The organism is Pseudomonas sp. CCNWLW23, from assembly GCF_037095675.1.
Lineage (GTDB): Bacteria > Pseudomonadota > Gammaproteobacteria > Pseudomonadales > Pseudomonadaceae > Aquipseudomonas > Aquipseudomonas atacamensis.
The window spans coordinates 136,847-155,264 of record NZ_JBAWKM010000003.1; the positions used below are offsets into that span (position 1 = coordinate 136,847).

Sequence of the window (18,418 nt, forward strand, 5' to 3'; positions counted from 1 at the left end):
TCTTTTGATGTTGCTTTTAAAGGGCAAGATCAAAAGATCGCAGCCTTCGGCAGCTCCTACAGATGAAGGATTACTTCATCTCGACGATGACTTCTTCGTTCCACTGCTGTGGCAGGGCTTTGGAGGTCTTTTCCCACGCGTCGGCGTCCTTGACCGGCGTGACCTTCTTGTACTGCTCGTTTGGCAGCAGTTTGGCTTTCACGTCTTCCGGCAGTTGCAGGTGTTCGGCGCGGATCGGCCGGGCGTTGCCGCGGGCGAGGTTGGTCTGGCCGGCGTCGCTGAAGATGTATTCGCGGGTCAGCTTGGCGGCGTTGGGGTTTTTCGCGTACTTGTTGATGATCGTGGTGTAGCCGGAAATCACCGAGCCGTCAGACGGGATCAGCACCACGTAGTCATCCGGATTGGCCATCTTGGCTTTGTAGCTGAGGCCGTTGAAATCCCAGACCACGCCGACTTCGATCTCGCCTTTTTCCATGGTGGCGATGGTCGGGTTGGCCATCGACAGGCGACCCTGTTTGGCGAGGTCGGCGAACAGCAGCAGGGCAGGCTTGATGTTTTTCTCGTCACCGCCATTGGCCAGTGCGGCGGCGAGAACGCCGTTGGCGGCCTGGGCTGCAGTGCTCACGTCGCCGATGGAAACCTTGTATTTGCCGGTCTTCAGGTCAGCCCATTTGGTCGGCACGTCGGAGCCGTTCAGTAGCTTCTTGTTGACGATGAAGGCGATGGTACCGGTGTAGGCCAGAGCCCAGTTGCCGTCCTTGTCCTTGGCCCAGTCCGGAATCTGATCCCAGGTGCTTGGTTTGTACGGTTGCACCACGCCTTGCTTGACCGCGATCGGGCCGAAGGCAGCGCCGACGTCGCCGATGTCGGCGGTGGCATTGTCTTTTTCAGCGGCGAATTTGGCGATTTCCTGGGCCGAGCTCATGTCGGTGTCGATGTGTTTCAGGCCGTATTTCTTGGCCAGATCTTCCCAGGTGCCTTTCCAGTTGGCCCAGTCATCGGGCATGCCGACGCTGTTCACGGCGCCTTCCGCCTTCGCAGCGGCTTCGAGGGTTTTCAGATCGGTGTCGGCCGCCATGGCGGCGGTGCACATAGCGATGGTCGAGCCTAACAGTGTTGCCAGGAAAAGCTGTTTCATTCCGAAGCTCCTTGGTCGTGTTCAACGCTGCGATTTGCGGTTGGTGTTGGTCTAGGTCAGCAATACCTGAGCCAATTTAGGCCGGCTGGATGACATTTTGATGTCGATGGCCTCGTGGCTGATCTTCCACCAGCCATTATCAGGAAGGTGCCAGATCAGCGTAGACCATGCTCAAAAGCCCGTGGAGCAGGGGACTTGGCCGATGTATTGCAAGCCGTGAAAGCGACCGTTCGGTAGTTTTGTCATCTGTCGGTCATCTGCACTGCCTAGGCTTGCAACATACGAAGGCGCTTTGATCGGCGTTCGGATTTGCCCCGAAACAGTGCTGGTCTAGTCCAGATAGGTAACGTTGATGCGCGATGAGGCAACGAAAGCGGTGACAGCGATTGGCCAGGTGCTGCAGGAGCAGATCAATCACGGTTTGCTGGCGGCCGGGAGCAAGCTGCCCGCTGAACGCAAGCTCAGCGAGTTGTTCGGGACGACGCGGATCACTGTGCGGGAAGCGCTGTTGCAGCTTGAGGCACAGGGGCAGATTTACCGTGAGGAGCGGCGTGGCTGGTTCGTGTCGCCGCCGCGTCTGGCTTATAACCTCATGCAGCGCAGTCACTTCCACGCCATGGTCAGTGCGCAGGGGCGCGAACCTTCGACCGAGGTGATTTCGGCGCGGTTGCAGCCGGCTTCGGCGGCGGTGTGTGCGTGGTTGCAGCTGCCGGCGTTGTCGAGCGTGATTCAGATTTGCCGCTCGCGGCGCATTGATGGGCGACTGGTGTTGTATGTGGAGCACTATCTGAATCCGCAGTTTTTTCCGGGGATTCTTGATTTCGATTTGAATCAGTCGATCACCGAGTTGTATGCGCGGCATTTCGATTTGCACTATGGGCGGGTGCGGTTTGAGATCGTGCCTACGTCTTTATCTGTCGATGCGGCGGCGGCTTTGCGGGTGTCGGTGGGGAGTCCGGGACTGAGGATTGCTCGGGTCAATTATGATCAGCATGGGCGGTTGATCGATTGTGATCTGGAGTTTTGGCGGCATGATGCGATTCACGTAGGGGTTGATGTGGTTTGATCTTCTGGTCGCTGCGCCCCCACAGTCACCCCCTCTCTACTTGCCCACCGCCGCATTCCCATACAAATAATCCGTCGCCAACGACGCCAATGTCCTCACTCCAACCACCAACGCCGATTCATCGACAAAGAACCCCGGATTGTGATTCGGCGCGGCCTTGCTCATGTCCTGATCCCGTGGCGTCACCCCAAGAAACACAAACAACCCCGGCGCTTCTTTGGCGAAGAACGAGAAATCTTCCGCGCCGCCCACCAGCGGTCCCTGCACCACGTCATCCTTGGCGGCCCACTTCAATGTCGGCAGCATTTTCTCGGTCAGTGCCGGGTTGTTAATGGTCGGGTCGTATTTTTCGATGATGGTGACGTCGGCTTTCGCGCCGCCGCTTTCGGCGATTTTCTCGATGGTCTGGCGTACGTCGCTGTGCAGTTTCTGGCGGATGCCGTAGTCGTAGGAGCGGATCGTGCCGGTCATGTCGAGCGATTCGGGGATGATGTTGTAGCGGGTGCCGCCGTTGATGGTGCCGATGCTGACCACTGACGGGTAAGAGGAAATGTCGGTGCGGCGGCTGACCACGGTTTGCAGGCCGACGATGGTTTGTGCGCCGACGGTGATCGGGTCGATGCCGTCCCAGGGGCGGCCGGCGTGGGTTTGTTTGCCGTGGATCTTGATGCGCAGGTCGTCGGAGCTGGCCAGGGTCGGGCCGGGGCGGTAGGCGATCTGGCCGGCGGGGACGCCCGCCCAGACGTGCAGGCCGAACACCGCGTCGGGTTTCGGCGATTTCATCACGCCTTCCTCGACCATCATCTTCGCGCCCCAGGTATTTTTGCCGTCGGGAATGAAGTCGCTCGGGCCTTCTTCGGCGGGCTGGAAGTAGAACACCACGGTGCCGGGCAGGGTGTCGCGCATGCCCGTCAGAATTTTCGCTGCGCTGAGCAGGATGGCGGTGTGGGCGTCGTGGCCGCAGGCGTGCATGACGTCGACTTCCTTGTCGAGATACGTGCCTTTGGCTTTCGAAGCGAACGGCAAATCGGAGACTTCCTTGACCGGCAGCGCGTCCATGTCGGCGCGCAGGGCCACGGTCGGGCCGGGCAGGGCGCCTTTCAGCACGGCTACAACGCCGGTGCGGGCGACGCCGGTTTTCACTTCCAGGCCCATGGCTTGCAGCTGTTTGGCGACCAGTTCAGCGGTGCGTTTTTCAGTGTTGCCAAGTTCTGGATGAGCGTGAAGGTCGCGGCGGGTTTCCAGCAGCTCCGGTTCGAGCTTCTGCGCCTGCTCGGCGATGCGCGTGCGGGCGCTGTCCATCGTCGCGGCACTGGCGTGGCTGGCGACCAAGGTGAGCAAAAGGGTCTGGGCAATGCGCGTCAGTTGCATGGGCTTCTCCTTGATTATTGTTGTGGGCTTCCTTGCCTGTGACTGCAACCGTGCGCCTGAGTGCTATTCCTTCGGCTGACCACCGCCGGCAGTAATCACCTGCACACTCATCCTTGGCGTCGCCAGATCCAGCCCCGCCTCATCCAGTTGCCTTTTCAGCGACAAATTGAACGCCCGGGAAACCTCCCACTGTTTGATCGGCGCAGTCTTGAACCGTGCGCGGAGGATCGCGCTGCCGGACTCGAAACTTTCCACGCCCTGAATCTCCAGCGGCGACCAGATGTTGCGGCGTTGCAGCGGATCGCTGCGCATCTTTTGGCCGACGTCGCGCATCAGTTTGATCGCGTCGTCGATTTCCATGTTGTACGGCACGGCGACGCGGAAGATGGCGTAGCCGAATTCCCGCGAGTAGTTCTTGATGCTTTTGATCTCGCTGAACGGGATGGTGTGGACGATGCCGTCGATGTCGCGCAGGCGCACGGTGCGGATGGTCAGGCCTTCGACGGTGCCGAGGTGGCCACCGACGTCGACGTAGTCGTCGATGGCCAGCGAGTCTTCGATGATGATGAACAGGCCGGTGATCAGGTCAGCGACGAGCGACTGCGCACCGAAGCCGATGGCCAGACCGATCACGCCGGCACCGGCCAGCAGCGGCGTGACGTTCATGCCCATGTTCGCCAGGGCGACGATCAGCGCGATGATGAAAATCGCCACGAACAGCACGTTGCGGATCAGCGGCATCATCGTCTGCGCGCGGGCGTTGGCCAGGCCCTTGCGCGAGCGGGTGAGGGCGTGGTGCACGGCGGTGTCGGCGAGGATCCAGATCAGCCAGGAGAAAATCAGCGTGCCGATCAGGCTGAACAGTTTGACGCTGATGTCATGGCCATCGCCTTCGGCGAACGCGATCAGCGAATGGCCCCAGACGCGCAGGCCCAGTTCGATGAAGATCAGCCACACCAGCAAATGCGTCAGGGTATAGAAGAAGTTTTTCAGGCGCTCCGAGTACAGCGCATGGCGTTTCGGCCCGCGTTGCGGTTTCAGTGAATGGCGGCGCACGAGGCCGTTGATGACCATGCACAACACCAGCAGAACCGTGCAGATCAGCGACTGGCGCAGGGCGGTGCTGGTGTCGCCGGCGGAGACGAAGGTGGCGAACAGCGAGATGCCGACCAGCACCAGTGCCGGCACGTACCAGAAGGTGCCGAGGATTTCGATGGTGTCGCTGAGGGCGCGGCGGGTCAGGCGCCGCGACAGCGGTTGGTTGCGGATCAGGTGTGCGATCGGTCGGCGGAATCGCAGAATGAACAGGCCGGTCGACAGCGCCGCGAGCACATTGGCAGTGGTCGCGGCGGTGTGCGCCAGATGCACGCCCAGGCTCTCGACCAGACGCGGATCACTCAGCGCTTCACCAAACGCGGCGAAGCTGCCGATCAGCCACAGCGGCCGAAACGCCTGATGACGCAGAATGTACAGCGCGCGATGACGGTGCGGGCCGTCGAGCAGGGAAAAGGCAATCACGCAGATCGCCGAGAAACAAGTGCCGACCACCAAAGCATACGCCAGCACCATCGCCAGGCTTTTGCCCAGTGATGACGGCAGCACGTAGCTCATGTACACCGTGATCACCAATGCGATCAGCCACGGCCCGAGCTTGCGCAGGGCAAAGCGCAGCATGTCGAGGGCCTTGGGGTGTTGCGGCAGTTCTTCGGTGAGGCCGAAGCGCAGACGCACGCGGTGACCGAGCCAGATCAGCGCGGCGGCGAGCAGGCTCCAGACCATCAGGATCACTGCGAAACCGAAGATGATCGGCAGCCATTCATTGGCCGGCAGCAGCTTGCTGGTCAGTTCGTCCTTGGCCAGATCGAATTCGTTGGACCAGCGGGTAATCGGGCTGTCGGCGCCGGAAAACTGTTTTTCGAAGTTGGCGAGGGTGCCGCCGATCAGGCCCAGCACGCCTTCTTCCGGGGTGGCCTGCGCTTTTTTCGTGGCGTCGCGCAGCTTCTTCAGATCACTGAGCAGCTGCGCGCGTTGCTTGTCGTTTTCCAGCGACTTGATCACTTCGTCCAGGGACTGGCCGAGGGGTTCCACGGCTTCAGGCTGCGGTTTGGAAGTGTTGAGCAGGCCGGGCAGACCGACTGCCTGGGCGGGTGCCAGCGGCAGCAGCGTCATCAGGCAGACAAGCAGCAGACCGGGCAAAGCAAAAAGACGAGCAAACACCAGAAGACAACCTCGCGATAGGCGGATGCGCTGGAGTGTACGAGGCCCCTTGGCGCAATGCGAGCCGGGCGCGATCATTCGTTGAGTTTGGCGAGGATCTTGTAGACCACCGTGGCGAGGATCATCAGCATGCCGATCCACATGGCGAACACCCCGGCGTTCTTGTCGCGGAAGTTGAAGCCGATGGCCAGCAGGATCATTCCGCTGAGGATGGGAATGAGCATGGCGTGGAAGGAGGACATCGAGATCATGGAGACTGCCTTGTCTGTAGAGGATTCTTGCAGTCTAGGCGGGTTTTCGAGGCAGGGTGTGATGTGGCTCAGGAATGCATCAGGCCGAGAGGATTCCGCTGTCTGCAAAGGCGCTTTCGCGAGCAGGCTCGCTCCCACAGGTTGATTGGCATTTCAAGGGGAGATGACTGGCTCCCACAATGAAATGCAGTTCAATTGTGGGAGCGAGCCTGCTCGCGAAGCTTGTCAGCCGTTACGGCAATTCACGGCTGGCATAAAACGCGCTGAGCACTTTGACCAGATGCGCCAGGTCATGGCTGCCGCACAGTTCGCGAATCGAGTGCATGGCAAAGGTCGGCAGGCCAATGTCGACGGTGCGCACACCCAGATGGCTGGCGGTGATCGGGCCAATGGTCGAACCGCAGCCCATATCGCTGCGCACCACGAAGCTTTGCACCGGGACTTCTTCGGCCATGCACAGATGGCGGAAGAAGCCGGCGGTTTCGCTATTGGTAGCGTAGCGCTGGTTGCTGTTGACCTTGATCACCGGGCCGGCGTTGAGTTTCGGGCCGTGGTTGGCATCGTGCTTGTCCGCGTAGTTGGGATGCACGCCGTGGGCGTTGTCGGCCGACACCAACAGGGATTTCTGGATGGTGCGGACGAACTCGTCGCCTTCCGGCAACAGGCGGCGCAGGGTCTGTTCGAGCATCGGGCCGTCGGCGCCGCACGCCGAGCACGAGCCGACTTCTTCGTGGTCATTACAGACCAGCACGCAGGTTTCGTCAGTCTCGGCGGTGAGCAACGCTTGCAGGCCGGCGTAGCACGACAGCAGGTTGTCCAGACGCGCACCGGCAATGAAGTCGCCGTTCAGGCCGATCACCGCCGCGCTTTGCGTGTCGTAGAAACTCAGCTCGTAGTCCAGCACCACGTCGGCGTTCAAGCCGTGTTCGCGGGCCAGTTGATCAGTGAGCACGGCGCGGAAATCGACGCGCTCGTCACCGGCGAATTGCGCCAGGATCGGCGGCAGTTCGGTCTGCGCGTTGATCGCCCAGCCCTGGTTGGCTTCACGGTTGAGGTGAATGGCCAGGTTGGGAATGATCGCGATCGGTGCCTTGAAGTCGATCAACTGGCTCTCGACCTTGCCGTCACGGCGGAAGGTCACGCGGCCGGCGAGCGACAGATCGCGGTCAAACCACGGCGCCAGCAGCGCGCCGCCGTAGACTTCGACGCCCAGCTGCCAGAAACCCTGACGCTGCAGTTCCGGTTGCGGCTTGACCCGCAGGCACGGGCTGTCGGTATGGGCGCCGACCAGACGGATACCGTCGTGCAGTGGCGAGTTGCGGCCCATTTTGATCGCGACGATCGAGGAGTCGTTACGGGTGACGTAATAGCGGCCGTTGGCCTCGGTGGACCATGGCTCGCGCTCGTCGAGGCGCACATAACCGGCGGCCTCCAGACGCTGAACGAGGCTGGCGGTGGCGTGGAACGGGGTAGGGGAGGCCTTGAGAAAGTCGATCAGGCCCTGGTTCAACTCTGCGCGCATAAGAAACTCCAGACAGCAATGGGCGGCAGTTTAACGCATCACTCGGCGCCATTGGGCAAGTGGTTTGCGCAAGCACGCTCAGGAGTGCTGATCGATGCGCTTGCGCAGGTAGGCGATGATGGCTTGTTGATCATCCTTTCTGGCGGGTTTCGGCAGGTGCTTCGGCCAGCCCTTGCCGCTGCCGAAGAAGGCCTTTTGCGCAACGCTGTCCCAACGCAGGATTTCCCGCGACGCCGATTCCCACCATTCGTGACGGCAGATCTCGTAATACGGGTGGGCAGGTGCAGCACTGCCGAACAGCAATGCCCGGCCGACTTTCTTCATGCCGCCGCGCTTTTTGCGCAGCTTCCACTTGATGCGCAGGCGCTGCCAGGTCGAGGGAACGGGCTTGCTGCGCGGAACCTCGGTGCACAGCGCTGGCAGTTCGGGGTGGAAGGCCTCGCCATGGCGGGCGAAAAAGTGTTTCTGCATGGCGTGGAAGAAGTTTTTGTCGGCGAAGTAGTGATAGACGAATTTCTTCGCTTCCTGGATCGGTTGGTCGCGAATGGCGAACGACAGTGCAATCTGTTCGATCGTATGGATGTCGAACGGGCCCTGCGTCCACTCATCGATCAGCCGGATCGACTTGTCCAGCAGCGCTGAATCGCCATCGGTGACGCCGCACAAGCCACTGTTGTAGAGCTTGAAGCTGTTCGCCGACGAAATCCCGTGGACTTGCAGGCAGCGCGCGAGTTTTTCGTAGTCCGCCCGGTTACAGACGTAACTCCAGTCATATTCGAAGCGATCCATCACGTAACGCCCGGGCGTGATCATGCTGAACAGCCGGTGCGGCGAATCGAGAAACAGCGTGTCGGTATCGACGAACAGGGTTTTTTCGGCGAGTGTCAGGCCCAGCGCAATGGCGCACGCTTTGCGGCGGTGGTGGTAGCCGTTTTCACCCTGCCACTGGATCAGGGTCTGCTCGCTCAAAGTGACGGTATCGACCGGCCAGCCGGCATAGTCCTGCGGACGATCGGTCAGCACTCGGATGCACAGTGATTCACTTGGCTGCAGTTGTGCCAGGGCGGTGAGGATGCTGAATTTCGCCTCGCGCCGATAAACGTCTTTGTCACCATAGATCAGGTAGAGCAGCTGGTGCGGTACTTTTTCCATGGGGGGGAAGGCTTCGCGCATAAGCGGCTCCATACGGCGGGGGCGCGAGTCTACCGTATTGCTCCGCTGATTTGCAGGCCGGGCACTTGCTTCAAAGTGTTGCCGGGGTGGGCGTCAACCGGTGATCAGTCTGCCACTGAGGAAGACTTCTCGGCGCTGCTTGCGACCGACGTATTCATGTTTGCTCAACTGATAGACCGCCCCGAACCTGTCTCTCGATAGACCGGGCAGCGCGCTGAGATATTGATCGACCAGGCGATCGTAGGCAGCTTCGGTAATGAACTTGTAGATATCCCGACGATAGAAGAAGCCGAGTTGAAAACCGAGTGTTTCACTTGCGTGCGCGGTCGGGCCGGCGAAGCAGTTTTCAAAGTCGATGGCTTTGAGTGGCCTTTGCGTTTGCTCGGGCACCATGATGTTGCCCACCCAGAAATCCATGTGAGTGATGTTCTTGCTGGCGAGCGAGCTGAGCAATTGGAACGCGTCGAGGATGAAAGCTTCGATGTTTGCGGGATTGCGTCTGATGCATTCGGCGCCGTCGATATGGCCTTCGAGCAGGTGAGTCAGGAGGAAAAATTCCTCGGTCAGGCCGAGTCTGCTGCGGGTATAGCCATAGCCCTTCAGCGCAGGCATCTCCACGCCCCGGCGCTGAGCTTCGAGGGAATTCATCAGTTCTTCGAGCGGCCAGTCGAAGCGCCCGTTGCGTTGCGGTTTGTTCAGACTCACCCGCACCTTTGCCTTGAACGTGTCCAATGGCTGGACCTTGGCAAAGAGTGGTGTTTCACAGGACGATAACGGTGCGCTGGCTCGGGTCAGTTTGTGCGCGCGGCGTTTTTTAATGAGCTGCTCCAGGGCTTGGCGTGCCTGGATGCTGGGTGCTTCGCTCAGGTGCAGGGTGGTGTTACCGAATGCGCACACGATGGGGTATTCGGATTGAAGTGTTTTGCTGCAGAACACGGAAGAGGCCTCCTGCCTGATATCGAAGTGCCATGATTTTATATTTGATTACAATTTTATGACAGTTCTTTACGTCAATCTATTGCCGGTGGAATTCTGGCAGGACAAAAAAAGCCCTTCGCAAGGAAGGGCTTCCAAAGTATTCACGCATTTCAGAATGGCGCCGGGCACTCGAAGCGCAGGCGTTCGCCGGTTTGCGGATGAGTGAAGCTGAGCATGCTCGCGTGCAGGCACAGACGTGGCCAGGCCGCCAGCGCTTGCTCGTGGGCGTAGAGTCCGTCACCGAGCAGCGGATGGCCGATCGACAACATGTGCACGCGCAACTGGTGCGAGCGCCCGGTGATCGGTGTCAATTCGACCCGGCACCAGTCGCCGCACCGTTCCAGCACCTTCCAGAACGTCAGCGCATGTTTGCCGAATTCGTGATCGACCACATGCCGTGGCTTGGTCGGTGGGTCGTAGCGCAGGGGCAGGTCGACGCTGCCGCTGTCCAGTTCCGGCTGACCCCAGGCCAAAGCGGTGTAGGCCTTTTCGGTTTCGCGATCATGAAACTGCCGCGACAGCTCGCGATGGGTGTCGGCATCCCGGGCCAGCAGAATGATGCCGGAGGTTTCCCAGTCCAAGCGATGAACGATGCGCGCTTCCGGGTAGCCGTTTTCCTGCAGGCGGGTAATCAGGCAGTCCTTGTTGTCGTCAGCGCGACCGGGCACCGAGAGCAGCAGGGTCGGTTTGTCGACCACCAGTACGGCGGCGTCCTGATGGATGATGCGGATGTTGGACAGCGGCATTAAAACAGCCTCGTAACAAATGCCAACGGCGGTTCAGGACCATTCCACTGGGGAATGGCCCTGAACCGCCGTCATACCTGCCGGATCGACTCAGCGATCGGGCAGGGTGATGTTGAGTTCCAGAATCGAGCAACTGCCCTGGCTTTCCAGTGCAACATGTACGTCGTCGTTGCCGATGTTGACGTACTTACGGATCACGTCGACCAGTTCCTTCTGCAAGGCTGGCAGGTAATCCGGCGTGCTGCGCTGGCCGCGCTCATGCGCCACGATGATCTGTAGACGCTCTTTCGCTACCGAGGCGGTACTTGGCTTTTTGTTGGCACGAAAGAAGTCAAAAAGGTTCATTACCTACCTCCAAACAGGCGCTCGAAGAATCCCTTCTTCTCGACATCGAGGAATCGGTGGGCTTTTTCTTTGCCCAGCAGGCGGTCGACGGTATCGCTGTAAGCCTGACCGGCATCGCTCTGGTCGTCGAGAATCACCGGCACGCCCTGGTTGGAAGCCTTGAGCACCGCCTGGGATTCCGGGATGACGCCGAGCAGGGTGACCGAGAGGATTTCCTTGACGTCTTCAACGCCGAGCATCTCGCCCTTCTCAACACGCTCCGGATGGTAGCGGGTGATCAGCAGGTGTTCCTTGATCGGGTCTTCGCCACGTTCGGCGCGGCGCGATTTGCTTGCCAGCAGGCCGAGCATGCGGTCCGAGTCACGTACCGAGGACACTTCCGGGTTAGTCACGACGATCGCTTCATCGGCGAAGTACATGGCCAGGTGCGCACCTTTCTCGATGCCCGCCGGGGAGTCGCAGACGACGAACTCGAATTGTTCCTTGAGCTCCATCAGGACTTTTTCCACGCCTTCGACGGTCAACGCGTCTTTGTCGCGGGTCTGGCTGGCCGCCAGTACGTAGAGGTTTTCCAGGCGCTTGTCTTTGATCAGTGCCTGTTGCAGGTTGGCTTCGCCGTTTACCACGTTGACGAAGTCATACACCACGCGGCGCTCGCAACCCATGATCAGGTCGAGGTTACGCAAGCCCACGTCGAAGTCGACGATCACTGTTTTGTGGCCGCGCAGAGCGAGACCGGTACCGATAGCGGCGCTGGTGGTGGTCTTACCCACACCACCCTTGCCGGATGTAACCACGAGAATCTTGGCCAAGGTGTTTCACCCCTAAGGAAGAAGGACTGTTCAGCCCCTGAAAAACATCTCTTGAAAACTACTGCAGTCGGACAGCCTTGGCTGGAATTTGGCTTTGGGCCTTTTTCCTACTTCGTTTGAGCCGTTTTCGCTACGTTTTAGAGATGCTTGGAAAATGCGGCAGTATCCGTTAAAGCCGAATGATGTTCAACACGTCGCCTGACAGGCTGACCTGGACGCCCGAGCCCCACATCGGATCGCGACGCAAATCCTCGGAGACCTTGTAATGACCGGCGATGGAGATCAGTTCAGCGCTCAATTGCTGACAGAAAATCCGTGCCTTGGTGTCACCTTTGACGCCGGCCAGCGCACGGCCGCGCATCGGGCCGTATACATGGATGTTGCCATCGGCAAGAAGTTCCGCCCCCGGACTGACCGAAGAGACCACGACCAGATCGCCACCCTGGGCATATATCTGTTGGCCACCACGTACTGGCGTGGTGATTACACGGGTCGGTTTGACGCTCGGCTCAGGCGGCTTTTCCGGCTTCTTTTTGACTTCGACTTCCGGCGTCTCCAGCGGACGCTCGCGGGCACCCGAGGGCGGTAGCACAGGGATGTCGATGGCGATGGCAGCGGCGATGTCTTCGATGCGGCTGGCACGAATGGCCAGGGTACGCAGACCGTGCTGACGGCAGACGCGCATCAGCCCCGGCAGGTCAACCGCGCCCTGATTCGGCGGCAGTTTGTCCAGCGCCAGGACCAGCGGTGCATTGCTGAAAAAATTCGGCGCCTGGGCGACTTTGGCGGCCAATTGCCGATCGAGGCTTTCGAGGTCGTTACGGGCCAGTTCCAGCACAGTGATGGCCAGCATGCTGCCCTTGAGCTGGAATACGGGATCTTGGTCTAACGGGTCGGTTTGGCTCATGTCGGCATACAACGGCTTGTCACTAAAAGTGCCGAGACTTATAACGAGAACGCCCGCGAGCCGCAAGCCGGGTCGAACGATGTAGAATGCGCGGCCACTGTATTTACGGAAGCTTTAATGGATCGCCCGCGTTTTCGAAAAGCATATCTTGCTCCGCGCTTCTGGCCGCTCTGGTGCGGCCTGGGGCTTTTGTGGCTGATCGTGCAGCTGCCGTATCCGGCGCTGCTGACCATCGGTCGAGTTTTGGGCGCGTTGATGTATCGCGTCGCCAGCGACCGGCGAACCATCGCCCGGCGCAATCTGGAATTGTGCTTCCCGGAAAAATCCGCCGCCGAGCGCAAACGCCTGCTCAAGGAAAACTTCGCCTCCACCGGCATTGCCTTTTTTGAAATGGCGATGAGCTGGTGGTGGTCGCGCGAGCGTCTGGCGAAACTGGCCCACGTCGAAGGCCTTGAACATCTGCAGAAGGCCCAGCGCGAAGGCAAAGGCGTGATCCTCATGGCCGCGCATTTCACCACGCTGGAAATCGGCGCGGCGCTGCTCGGCCAGCAGCACACCATCGACGGCATGTACCGCGAACACAAAAACCCCTTGTTCGACTTTGTCCAGCGCCGTGGCCGCGAGCGGCACAATCTCGATTCGCTGGCGGTGGAGCGCGATGACGTGCGCGGCATGCTCAAACTGCTGCGCTCGGGCCGGGCGATCTGGTATGCGCCGGATCAGGATTACGGCGCCAAGCAGAGCATCTTCGTGCCGTTGTTCGGCATTCAGGCCGCCACTGTCACTGCGACGACCAAGTTCGCGCGCCTGGGTAAAGCGCTGGTGGTGCCGTTCACGCAGGAACGTCTGGCCGACGGCAGTGGTTATCGCCTGGTGATTCATCCGCCGCTGGAAGATTTCCCCGGCGAGAGCGAGGAGGCCGATTGCATCCGCATCAATCAGTGGGTCGAGAGCGCTTTGCGTGCCTGCCCCGAGCAATACCTGTGGGCGCATCGGCGCTTCAAGAGTCGCCCGCCGGGCGAGCCGAAGCTTTATCCCAAGCGTCGTTGATTAGCCGATCTGACAAGCACCGTGGAGTGTTGCGATGAGTCCTGTTGAACCGGTCACAGGTTTGATTCTTTCCGGCGGCGGGGCTCGGGCGGCTTATCAGGTCGGGGTGCTGGCGGCGATTGCCGAGTTGCTGCCGGTCGGTGCGGACAATCCGTTTCCGGTGATCGTCGGCACCTCGGCCGGGGCGATCAATGCGGTCAGCCTGGCCAGTGGCGCCACGGATTTTCGCGCTGCCATCGAACGCCTGACTCAGTTCTGGCAGGGCTTTCGCAGCCACCGCGTGCTGCGCAGCGACTGGCCGGGCGTGATCCATCAAGCCAGCCGCTTCGTCAGCCACAGCCTGCTCGGCCTCGGTCGGCAGATGCCGGTGGCGCTGCTCAACAGTTCGCCGCTGCGCGAACTGCTCGAGGAAAAACTGCACCTGCCCGGCATCGCCGAATCCATCGCGCGCAAGCAATTGCATGCGGTGGCGGTGACTGCGTTCGGCTACGAATCGGGGCAAGCGGTGACGTTCTATCAGGGCGGCGGCACCATCGACGCCTGGCTGCGGCACCGCCGCATTGGCGTGCCGACGCAATTGTCGGTTGATCATCTGTTGGCCAGTTCAGCGATTCCGCTGTTGTTCGCGCCGGTGAAAATCGGCGAGGAATATTTCGGTGACGGCGCCGTGCGCCAGTCGGCGCCGATCAGCCCGGCACTGCATCTGGGTGCCAGTCGCGTGCTGGTGGTGGGCGTCAGCGGCAACCCGCGCGGCGTTGATCCGCAGCAGCCGCTGGAGCGCGCCTACAGCGGCCAGCAACCGACGCTGGCGCAGATCGGCGGGCACATGCTCAACAGCACGTTTATCGACAGTCTGGAGAGCGATATCGAGTTGCTGCAGCGTCTGAATCAGTTCAGTCATTTGCTCCCGGCCGGCACACCCACTCGTGCGCTGGGTGTGGCGCCGGTGGAAGTGCTGGTGATTGCGCCGAGTCAGCCGATCGACGAAATCGCCGCGCGGCATCGCCAAGAATTACCGGCGGCGTTGCGCCTGTTTCTGCGCGGGCCGGGGGCGACGAAGACGAGCGGGGCAGGGGTGCTCAGTTACCTGCTGTTCGAGGCGGGGTATTGCAGCGAGTTGATCGAGCTGGGGCGGCGGGATGCGTTGGCCAAGCGCGAGGAGCTTTGCCGGTTTTTGCGGATATCTGAAGCGGTGGCTCCTGCCTGAAATCTGCGGTGAGGCCTTCGCGAGCAGGCTCGCTCCCACATTGGAACTCGGTCTGAATGTGGGAGCGAGCCTGCTCGCGAAGCTTTTAGGGTCAGAAGTGGAACTTGACCAGGAAGCTCGTGGTGCTCTGATCGGTCTTGAAGTACTGGCTGTCCTTGATGCCGTACTTGTCCGACCAGTAGTCGTACTCGACACCGACATACAACTGCTTCTCGCCGAAATTCAGCGCCTTGCCCAGGTCATATTTGACCTGCGGGTTGAAGTGCAGGTTGGCATGGTAATCGCCCTTGGAATTGGAGTCGTTGTCGACCACCCAGTCCATGAAGCCGTCGATGAGGATGTTCGATTTGCCCACCGGGATGGTGTAGGACCACACCGGGGTGATCTGCCAGACATTGTCACCGGCGCGTGCGCCCTGGGTGTGACGCTGATAGAAGTTCAGCTGGAAGTAGTCGAAGCCCGGAATCGCCAGGTCGAAGCCCGGACCGATCAGGTACGACTCGGTATCGCCTTCACCGAACTCGTAGGTCATGGCCAGCAACACGTCAGTCACCGGACCGAAGGCCAGTTTCTGATCGAAGATCTTGCCGAACGACAGACGCGGGCTGAGCTCGCCGTAGTAGGTGTTGGAGCCGACGCCGCCATCATCCTTGCCGTTGTAGAAGATCTTGTCGATGAACAGGAAGTTGTCCCCATACTTCCAGGCATCGGCGTGCTCGAAGGTCACGGTCTGCTGAATGCGCGGGTTGACCTGGAAGTCCTTGCCATACAGGTAGGTCAGGCTGTTGTTCTGCCACTGCAGCAGGCCTTCGGCCATCGCCTGGCCGCCGGCGAACATCGATCCGGCCAGCATCAGGCTGGTGCACATACGTTTCATTCGGTTGCTCCCAAAGTAGGTGTTCCACGTTATTTTTTTAAGTTCGGCGCTCTGATGTGGCGCCTTTTTTCGTACCGCAAATTTCATCCGATCGGTCAGCTTTGAATGCTGGTAGCAAAAGCTGCGCCAAGGCTTTCGAAAAACCAAAAAACGCCCGTTCGGCTGCTGAAAAACAGTCGACGAGCGTGTTTTCGGGATGCCTCAGGACTGACCGCAGCCGGGATAAGTTGGCTTTTCGGTCAGAAATTGAATTCGGGCTTTTTTTTAGAGCGAATTCGGAAGGCCGCGGAGAATACTGACTCCTCGGCCAGCGCTCAAGTGCCCCGCAACAGAGCACCGACGACAGGCATGGCGCACGGTTGCGGGCCATCTCAGAAGTGCACCTTCAGCAGCAGGCTGGCAGTGTTCTGGTTGGTATCGAACGCGTGGCTGTTTTCGATGCCGTATTTGTTCTTCCAGTAGCTGTACTCGGTGCCGACGTATACCTGTTTCTGGCTCCAGCCCATGGCTTTGCCGAGGTCGTATTTGATCTGCGGATTGATGTGCAGGTTGGCGTGGTAGGTGCCGCGTGAGTTTTCGTCGTTGTCGACGACCCAGTCGAGGTAGCCGTCGATCAGCACATCGGAATTGCCCAGCGGGAAGCTGTAGGACCACGCGGGGGTGATCTGCCAGACACCATCGCCGGGCCGCGGGCCTTCGGTCTGACGACGGAAAATGTTCAGGGTGACGTAGTTGAAGCCGGGCACTTTCAGATCGAAGCCGGGACCGATCAGGTAGGCCTCGCTTTCGCCCTCGCCGTACTCGTAGGTCATCGCCAGCAGCACATCCTTGATCGGGCCGTACTCGATCTTGCGATCAAGGATCTTGCCGAACGACAGGCGCGGGGTGAACTCGCCGTAGAAGGTGTGCGGACCTTTGTTCGGGTCCTCCTTGCCGTTGTAGAAGATCTTGTCGACGAACAGAAAGTTGTCGCCGTACTTCCACTTGTCGGCGTGCTCGAAGGTGACCGTCTGCTGATAGGACGGGTTGATCGCGAAGTTCTTGCCGTACAGATAGCTGAGGCTGTTGCTCTGCCACAGCAGCAGATCGCCGGCCATGGCCTGACTCGCGGCCAGCAGGCCGCCACTCAACAGAACGTTGCTTTGCGTGCGGATCATCTGTTGCTCCCTGTTGTTTTTATTGTTTGAGGCACAAGCAGTTGTGTAGCCCCTGTGGGAGCGAGCCTGCTCGCGAAGCGGTTGTGTCAGTCGCCATCAATGTGAATGACACAGCGCTTTCGCGAGCAGGCTCGCTCCCACAGGTGGTGTGGTGGTTTCAATCAGTGCGCATGGCAATCATTGATCGCCGCACGCTCCTTGCCGCCGAGGATGTTGAACAGCAGGTTCAGCGTCAGCGCGCTGAGGGTGGCCATGGCGATGCCGCTGTGGGTGATCGGGCTCATCCACAGCGGCAGGTGGGCGAAGAATTCCGGACGCACCACCGGGATCAGACCCATGCCGATGCTTACCGCGACCAGCAGCTGATTGCGGCGGTCACCGATGTCGGCCTCCTGGAGGATCTTGATGCCAGTGGCGGCGACCATGCCGAACATCGCAATCGCCGCGCCGCCCAACACCGCCGGTGGAATCGATGCCACCAGAAACGCCGCTTTCGGCAACAGGCTGAGGACGATCAGCAGACCACCGGCAACGATGGTCACCGAGCGGCAGCGCACACCGGTCATCTGCACCAGACCGATGTTCTGCGCGAACGAGGAGTGGGTGAAGGTGTTGAAGAAACCGGCGAAGAACGACGCGCCGGCATCGCACAACAAACCGCGACGGAGCATGCGCGGGCAGACTTCCTGGCCGGTGATTTTGCCCAACGCTAGGAACATCCCGGTGGACTCGACGAAGATGATCACCACCACCAGACACATCGACAGAATCGGTGCCAGCTCGAATTTCGGCATGCCGAAATGCAACGGGGTGACGAACTGAACCCACGGTGCGCTGGCCATGCCGCTGAGGTCGACCATGCCGATCGCGCCGCACAGTACGTAGCCCAGGCACATGCCGATCAGCACGGAAATGTTCACCCAGAATCCGCGCATGAAGCGATGAACCAACAGGATGGTGGCCAGCACCAGCGCAGCGATGGCCAGATAAATCGGCGAACCGAATTGCGCGGCGTCGACACCGCCACCGGCCCAGTTCACGGCCACGGGGAACAACGATAAACCGATCGAGGTGATGACCGTGCCGGTCACCAGCGGCGGGAAGAAACGCACGACCTTGGACATGAACGGCGCGATCAGCATGCCGAAGAAACCGGCGGCGATCGTCGCACCAAAGATCCCTTGCAGACCGATGCCGGGCATGCCGGCCATGGCCACCATGCTGCCGACCGCAGCGAAACTGGCGCCCATCATCACCGGCATGCGAATGCCCATCGGGCCGATGCCGAGCGACTGCACGATAGTGGCGATGCCGGCGACCAGCAGGTCGGCGTTGATCAGGAAGGCGATTTCTTCACGACTCAGGCCTGCGGCCTGTCCGATGATCAGCGGCACCGCGATGGCACCGCCGTACATCAGCAGAACATGTTGCAGACCGACCAGGATCAGTTGCAAAAGGGGCAAACGCTGAATGGCGGGTGCGTCGGGGATGCGCGCTTTGGACAGCTCGGACATGCAACACCTCGGATCTTTTTTATTCTTGTGATTAACAGCTGCCGGGTTGCTTGCAGCTGTTTCTTTGCATCAGGGGAACCGCGTTTC

At 60.2% G+C, this 18,418-nt stretch carries 17 protein-coding genes; 3 read left to right on the top strand and 14 right to left on the bottom strand.

Annotation, left to right across the window (positions count from 1 at the left end):
- Positions 1-70: 70 nt before the first annotated feature.
- Positions 71-1,138: an ABC transporter substrate-binding protein gene (locus V8J63_RS06010; RefSeq protein WP_336463750.1), complete on the bottom strand. Its 1,068-nt coding sequence runs from the start codon at positions 1,136-1,138 to the stop codon at positions 71-73.
- Positions 1,139-1,490: 352 nt separating this feature from the next.
- Here V8J63_RS06010 and phnR point away from each other — a divergent pair, with 352 nt between their 5' ends.
- Positions 1,491-2,204: a phosphonate utilization transcriptional regulator PhnR gene (gene phnR, locus V8J63_RS06015; RefSeq protein WP_336463751.1), complete on the top strand. Its 714-nt coding sequence runs from the start codon at positions 1,491-1,493 to the stop codon at positions 2,202-2,204.
- Between the two features lie 36 nt (positions 2,205-2,240).
- On the opposite strand, the gene V8J63_RS06020 is transcribed toward phnR, so the two are convergent.
- From V8J63_RS06020 to minC, 10 genes are all read right to left on the bottom strand, one after another.
- Positions 2,241-3,575, bottom strand: coding sequence for an amidohydrolase (locus tag V8J63_RS06020; RefSeq protein ID WP_110645121.1), 1,335 nt, complete (start codon positions 3,573-3,575; stop codon positions 2,241-2,243).
- Between the two features lie 63 nt (positions 3,576-3,638).
- Entirely contained in the window at positions 3,639-5,792 is a 2,154-nt protein-coding gene (locus V8J63_RS06025; RefSeq protein WP_016773746.1) for a mechanosensitive ion channel family protein, read from the bottom strand.
- Positions 5,793-5,866: 74 nt separating this feature from the next.
- Positions 5,867-6,043 (bottom strand): hypothetical protein, encoded by a 177-nt coding sequence (locus tag V8J63_RS06030; RefSeq protein WP_016773747.1) that lies wholly within the window; start codon positions 6,041-6,043, stop codon positions 5,867-5,869.
- 232 nt (positions 6,044-6,275) lie between these two features.
- Positions 6,276-7,565, bottom strand: coding sequence for a M18 family aminopeptidase (locus V8J63_RS06035; RefSeq protein WP_016773748.1), 1,290 nt, complete (start codon positions 7,563-7,565; stop codon positions 6,276-6,278).
- Between the two features lie 78 nt (positions 7,566-7,643).
- A complete protein-coding gene (locus tag V8J63_RS06040) occupies positions 7,644-8,738 on the bottom strand; it encodes a hypothetical protein (protein WP_336463752.1) in 1,095 nt (364 codons plus the stop codon).
- A gap of 93 nt (positions 8,739-8,831) precedes the next feature.
- Positions 8,832-9,674, bottom strand: coding sequence for a hypothetical protein (locus V8J63_RS06045; RefSeq protein WP_125918591.1), 843 nt, complete (start codon positions 9,672-9,674; stop codon positions 8,832-8,834).
- A gap of 152 nt (positions 9,675-9,826) precedes the next feature.
- Entirely contained in the window at positions 9,827-10,462 is a 636-nt protein-coding gene (locus V8J63_RS06050; RefSeq protein ID WP_313869604.1) for an RluA family pseudouridine synthase, read from the bottom strand.
- A gap of 90 nt (positions 10,463-10,552) precedes the next feature.
- Positions 10,553-10,807 carry a cell division topological specificity factor MinE gene (minE, locus tag V8J63_RS06055; RefSeq protein WP_003223146.1) on the bottom strand — a complete coding sequence of 85 codons (255 nt, stop codon included), beginning with the start codon at positions 10,805-10,807 and terminating at the stop codon, positions 10,553-10,555.
- Complete coding sequence (minD, locus tag V8J63_RS06060) at positions 10,807-11,619, bottom strand: septum site-determining protein MinD (RefSeq protein ID WP_007913953.1); 813 nt, start codon at positions 11,617-11,619, stop codon at positions 10,807-10,809. The genes minE and minD overlap by 1 nt, the downstream gene beginning before the upstream one ends.
- A 169-nt stretch (positions 11,620-11,788) precedes the next feature.
- The gene (gene minC / locus V8J63_RS06065; RefSeq protein WP_263469726.1) at positions 11,789-12,526 is read right to left on the bottom strand and encodes a septum site-determining protein MinC; all 738 of its coding nucleotides are present in this window, start codon (positions 12,524-12,526) and stop codon (positions 11,789-11,791) included.
- Positions 12,527-12,643: 117 nt separating this feature from the next.
- Between minC and V8J63_RS06070 the strand changes: the two genes are divergently transcribed.
- Positions 12,644-13,576, top strand: a complete 933-nt coding sequence (locus V8J63_RS06070) for a lipid A biosynthesis lauroyl acyltransferase (RefSeq protein WP_041479319.1) — start codon at positions 12,644-12,646, stop codon at positions 13,574-13,576.
- Between the two features lie 34 nt (positions 13,577-13,610).
- On the top strand, positions 13,611-14,783 hold the full coding sequence (locus V8J63_RS06075; protein ID WP_122751787.1) for a patatin-like phospholipase family protein: 1,173 nt from the start codon (positions 13,611-13,613) through the stop codon (positions 14,781-14,783).
- A 91-nt stretch (positions 14,784-14,874) separates the two neighbouring features.
- Here the strand turns inward: V8J63_RS06075 and V8J63_RS06080 are convergent, their stop codons facing one another.
- The 3 genes from V8J63_RS06080 to V8J63_RS06090 form a co-directional block, all read right to left on the bottom strand.
- The gene (locus V8J63_RS06080) at positions 14,875-15,660 is read right to left on the bottom strand and encodes an outer membrane protein OmpK (RefSeq protein ID WP_056784020.1); all 786 of its coding nucleotides are present in this window, start codon (positions 15,658-15,660) and stop codon (positions 14,875-14,877) included.
- Between the two features lie 371 nt (positions 15,661-16,031).
- A complete protein-coding gene (locus V8J63_RS06085) occupies positions 16,032-16,817 on the bottom strand; it encodes an outer membrane protein OmpK (protein ID WP_336463754.1) in 786 nt (261 codons plus the stop codon).
- Positions 16,818-16,978: 161 nt separating this feature from the next.
- Positions 16,979-18,331 (bottom strand): nucleobase:cation symporter-2 family protein, encoded by a 1,353-nt coding sequence (locus tag V8J63_RS06090; protein WP_336463755.1) that lies wholly within the window; start codon positions 18,329-18,331, stop codon positions 16,979-16,981.
- Between the last annotated feature and the right edge of the window lie 87 nt (positions 18,332-18,418).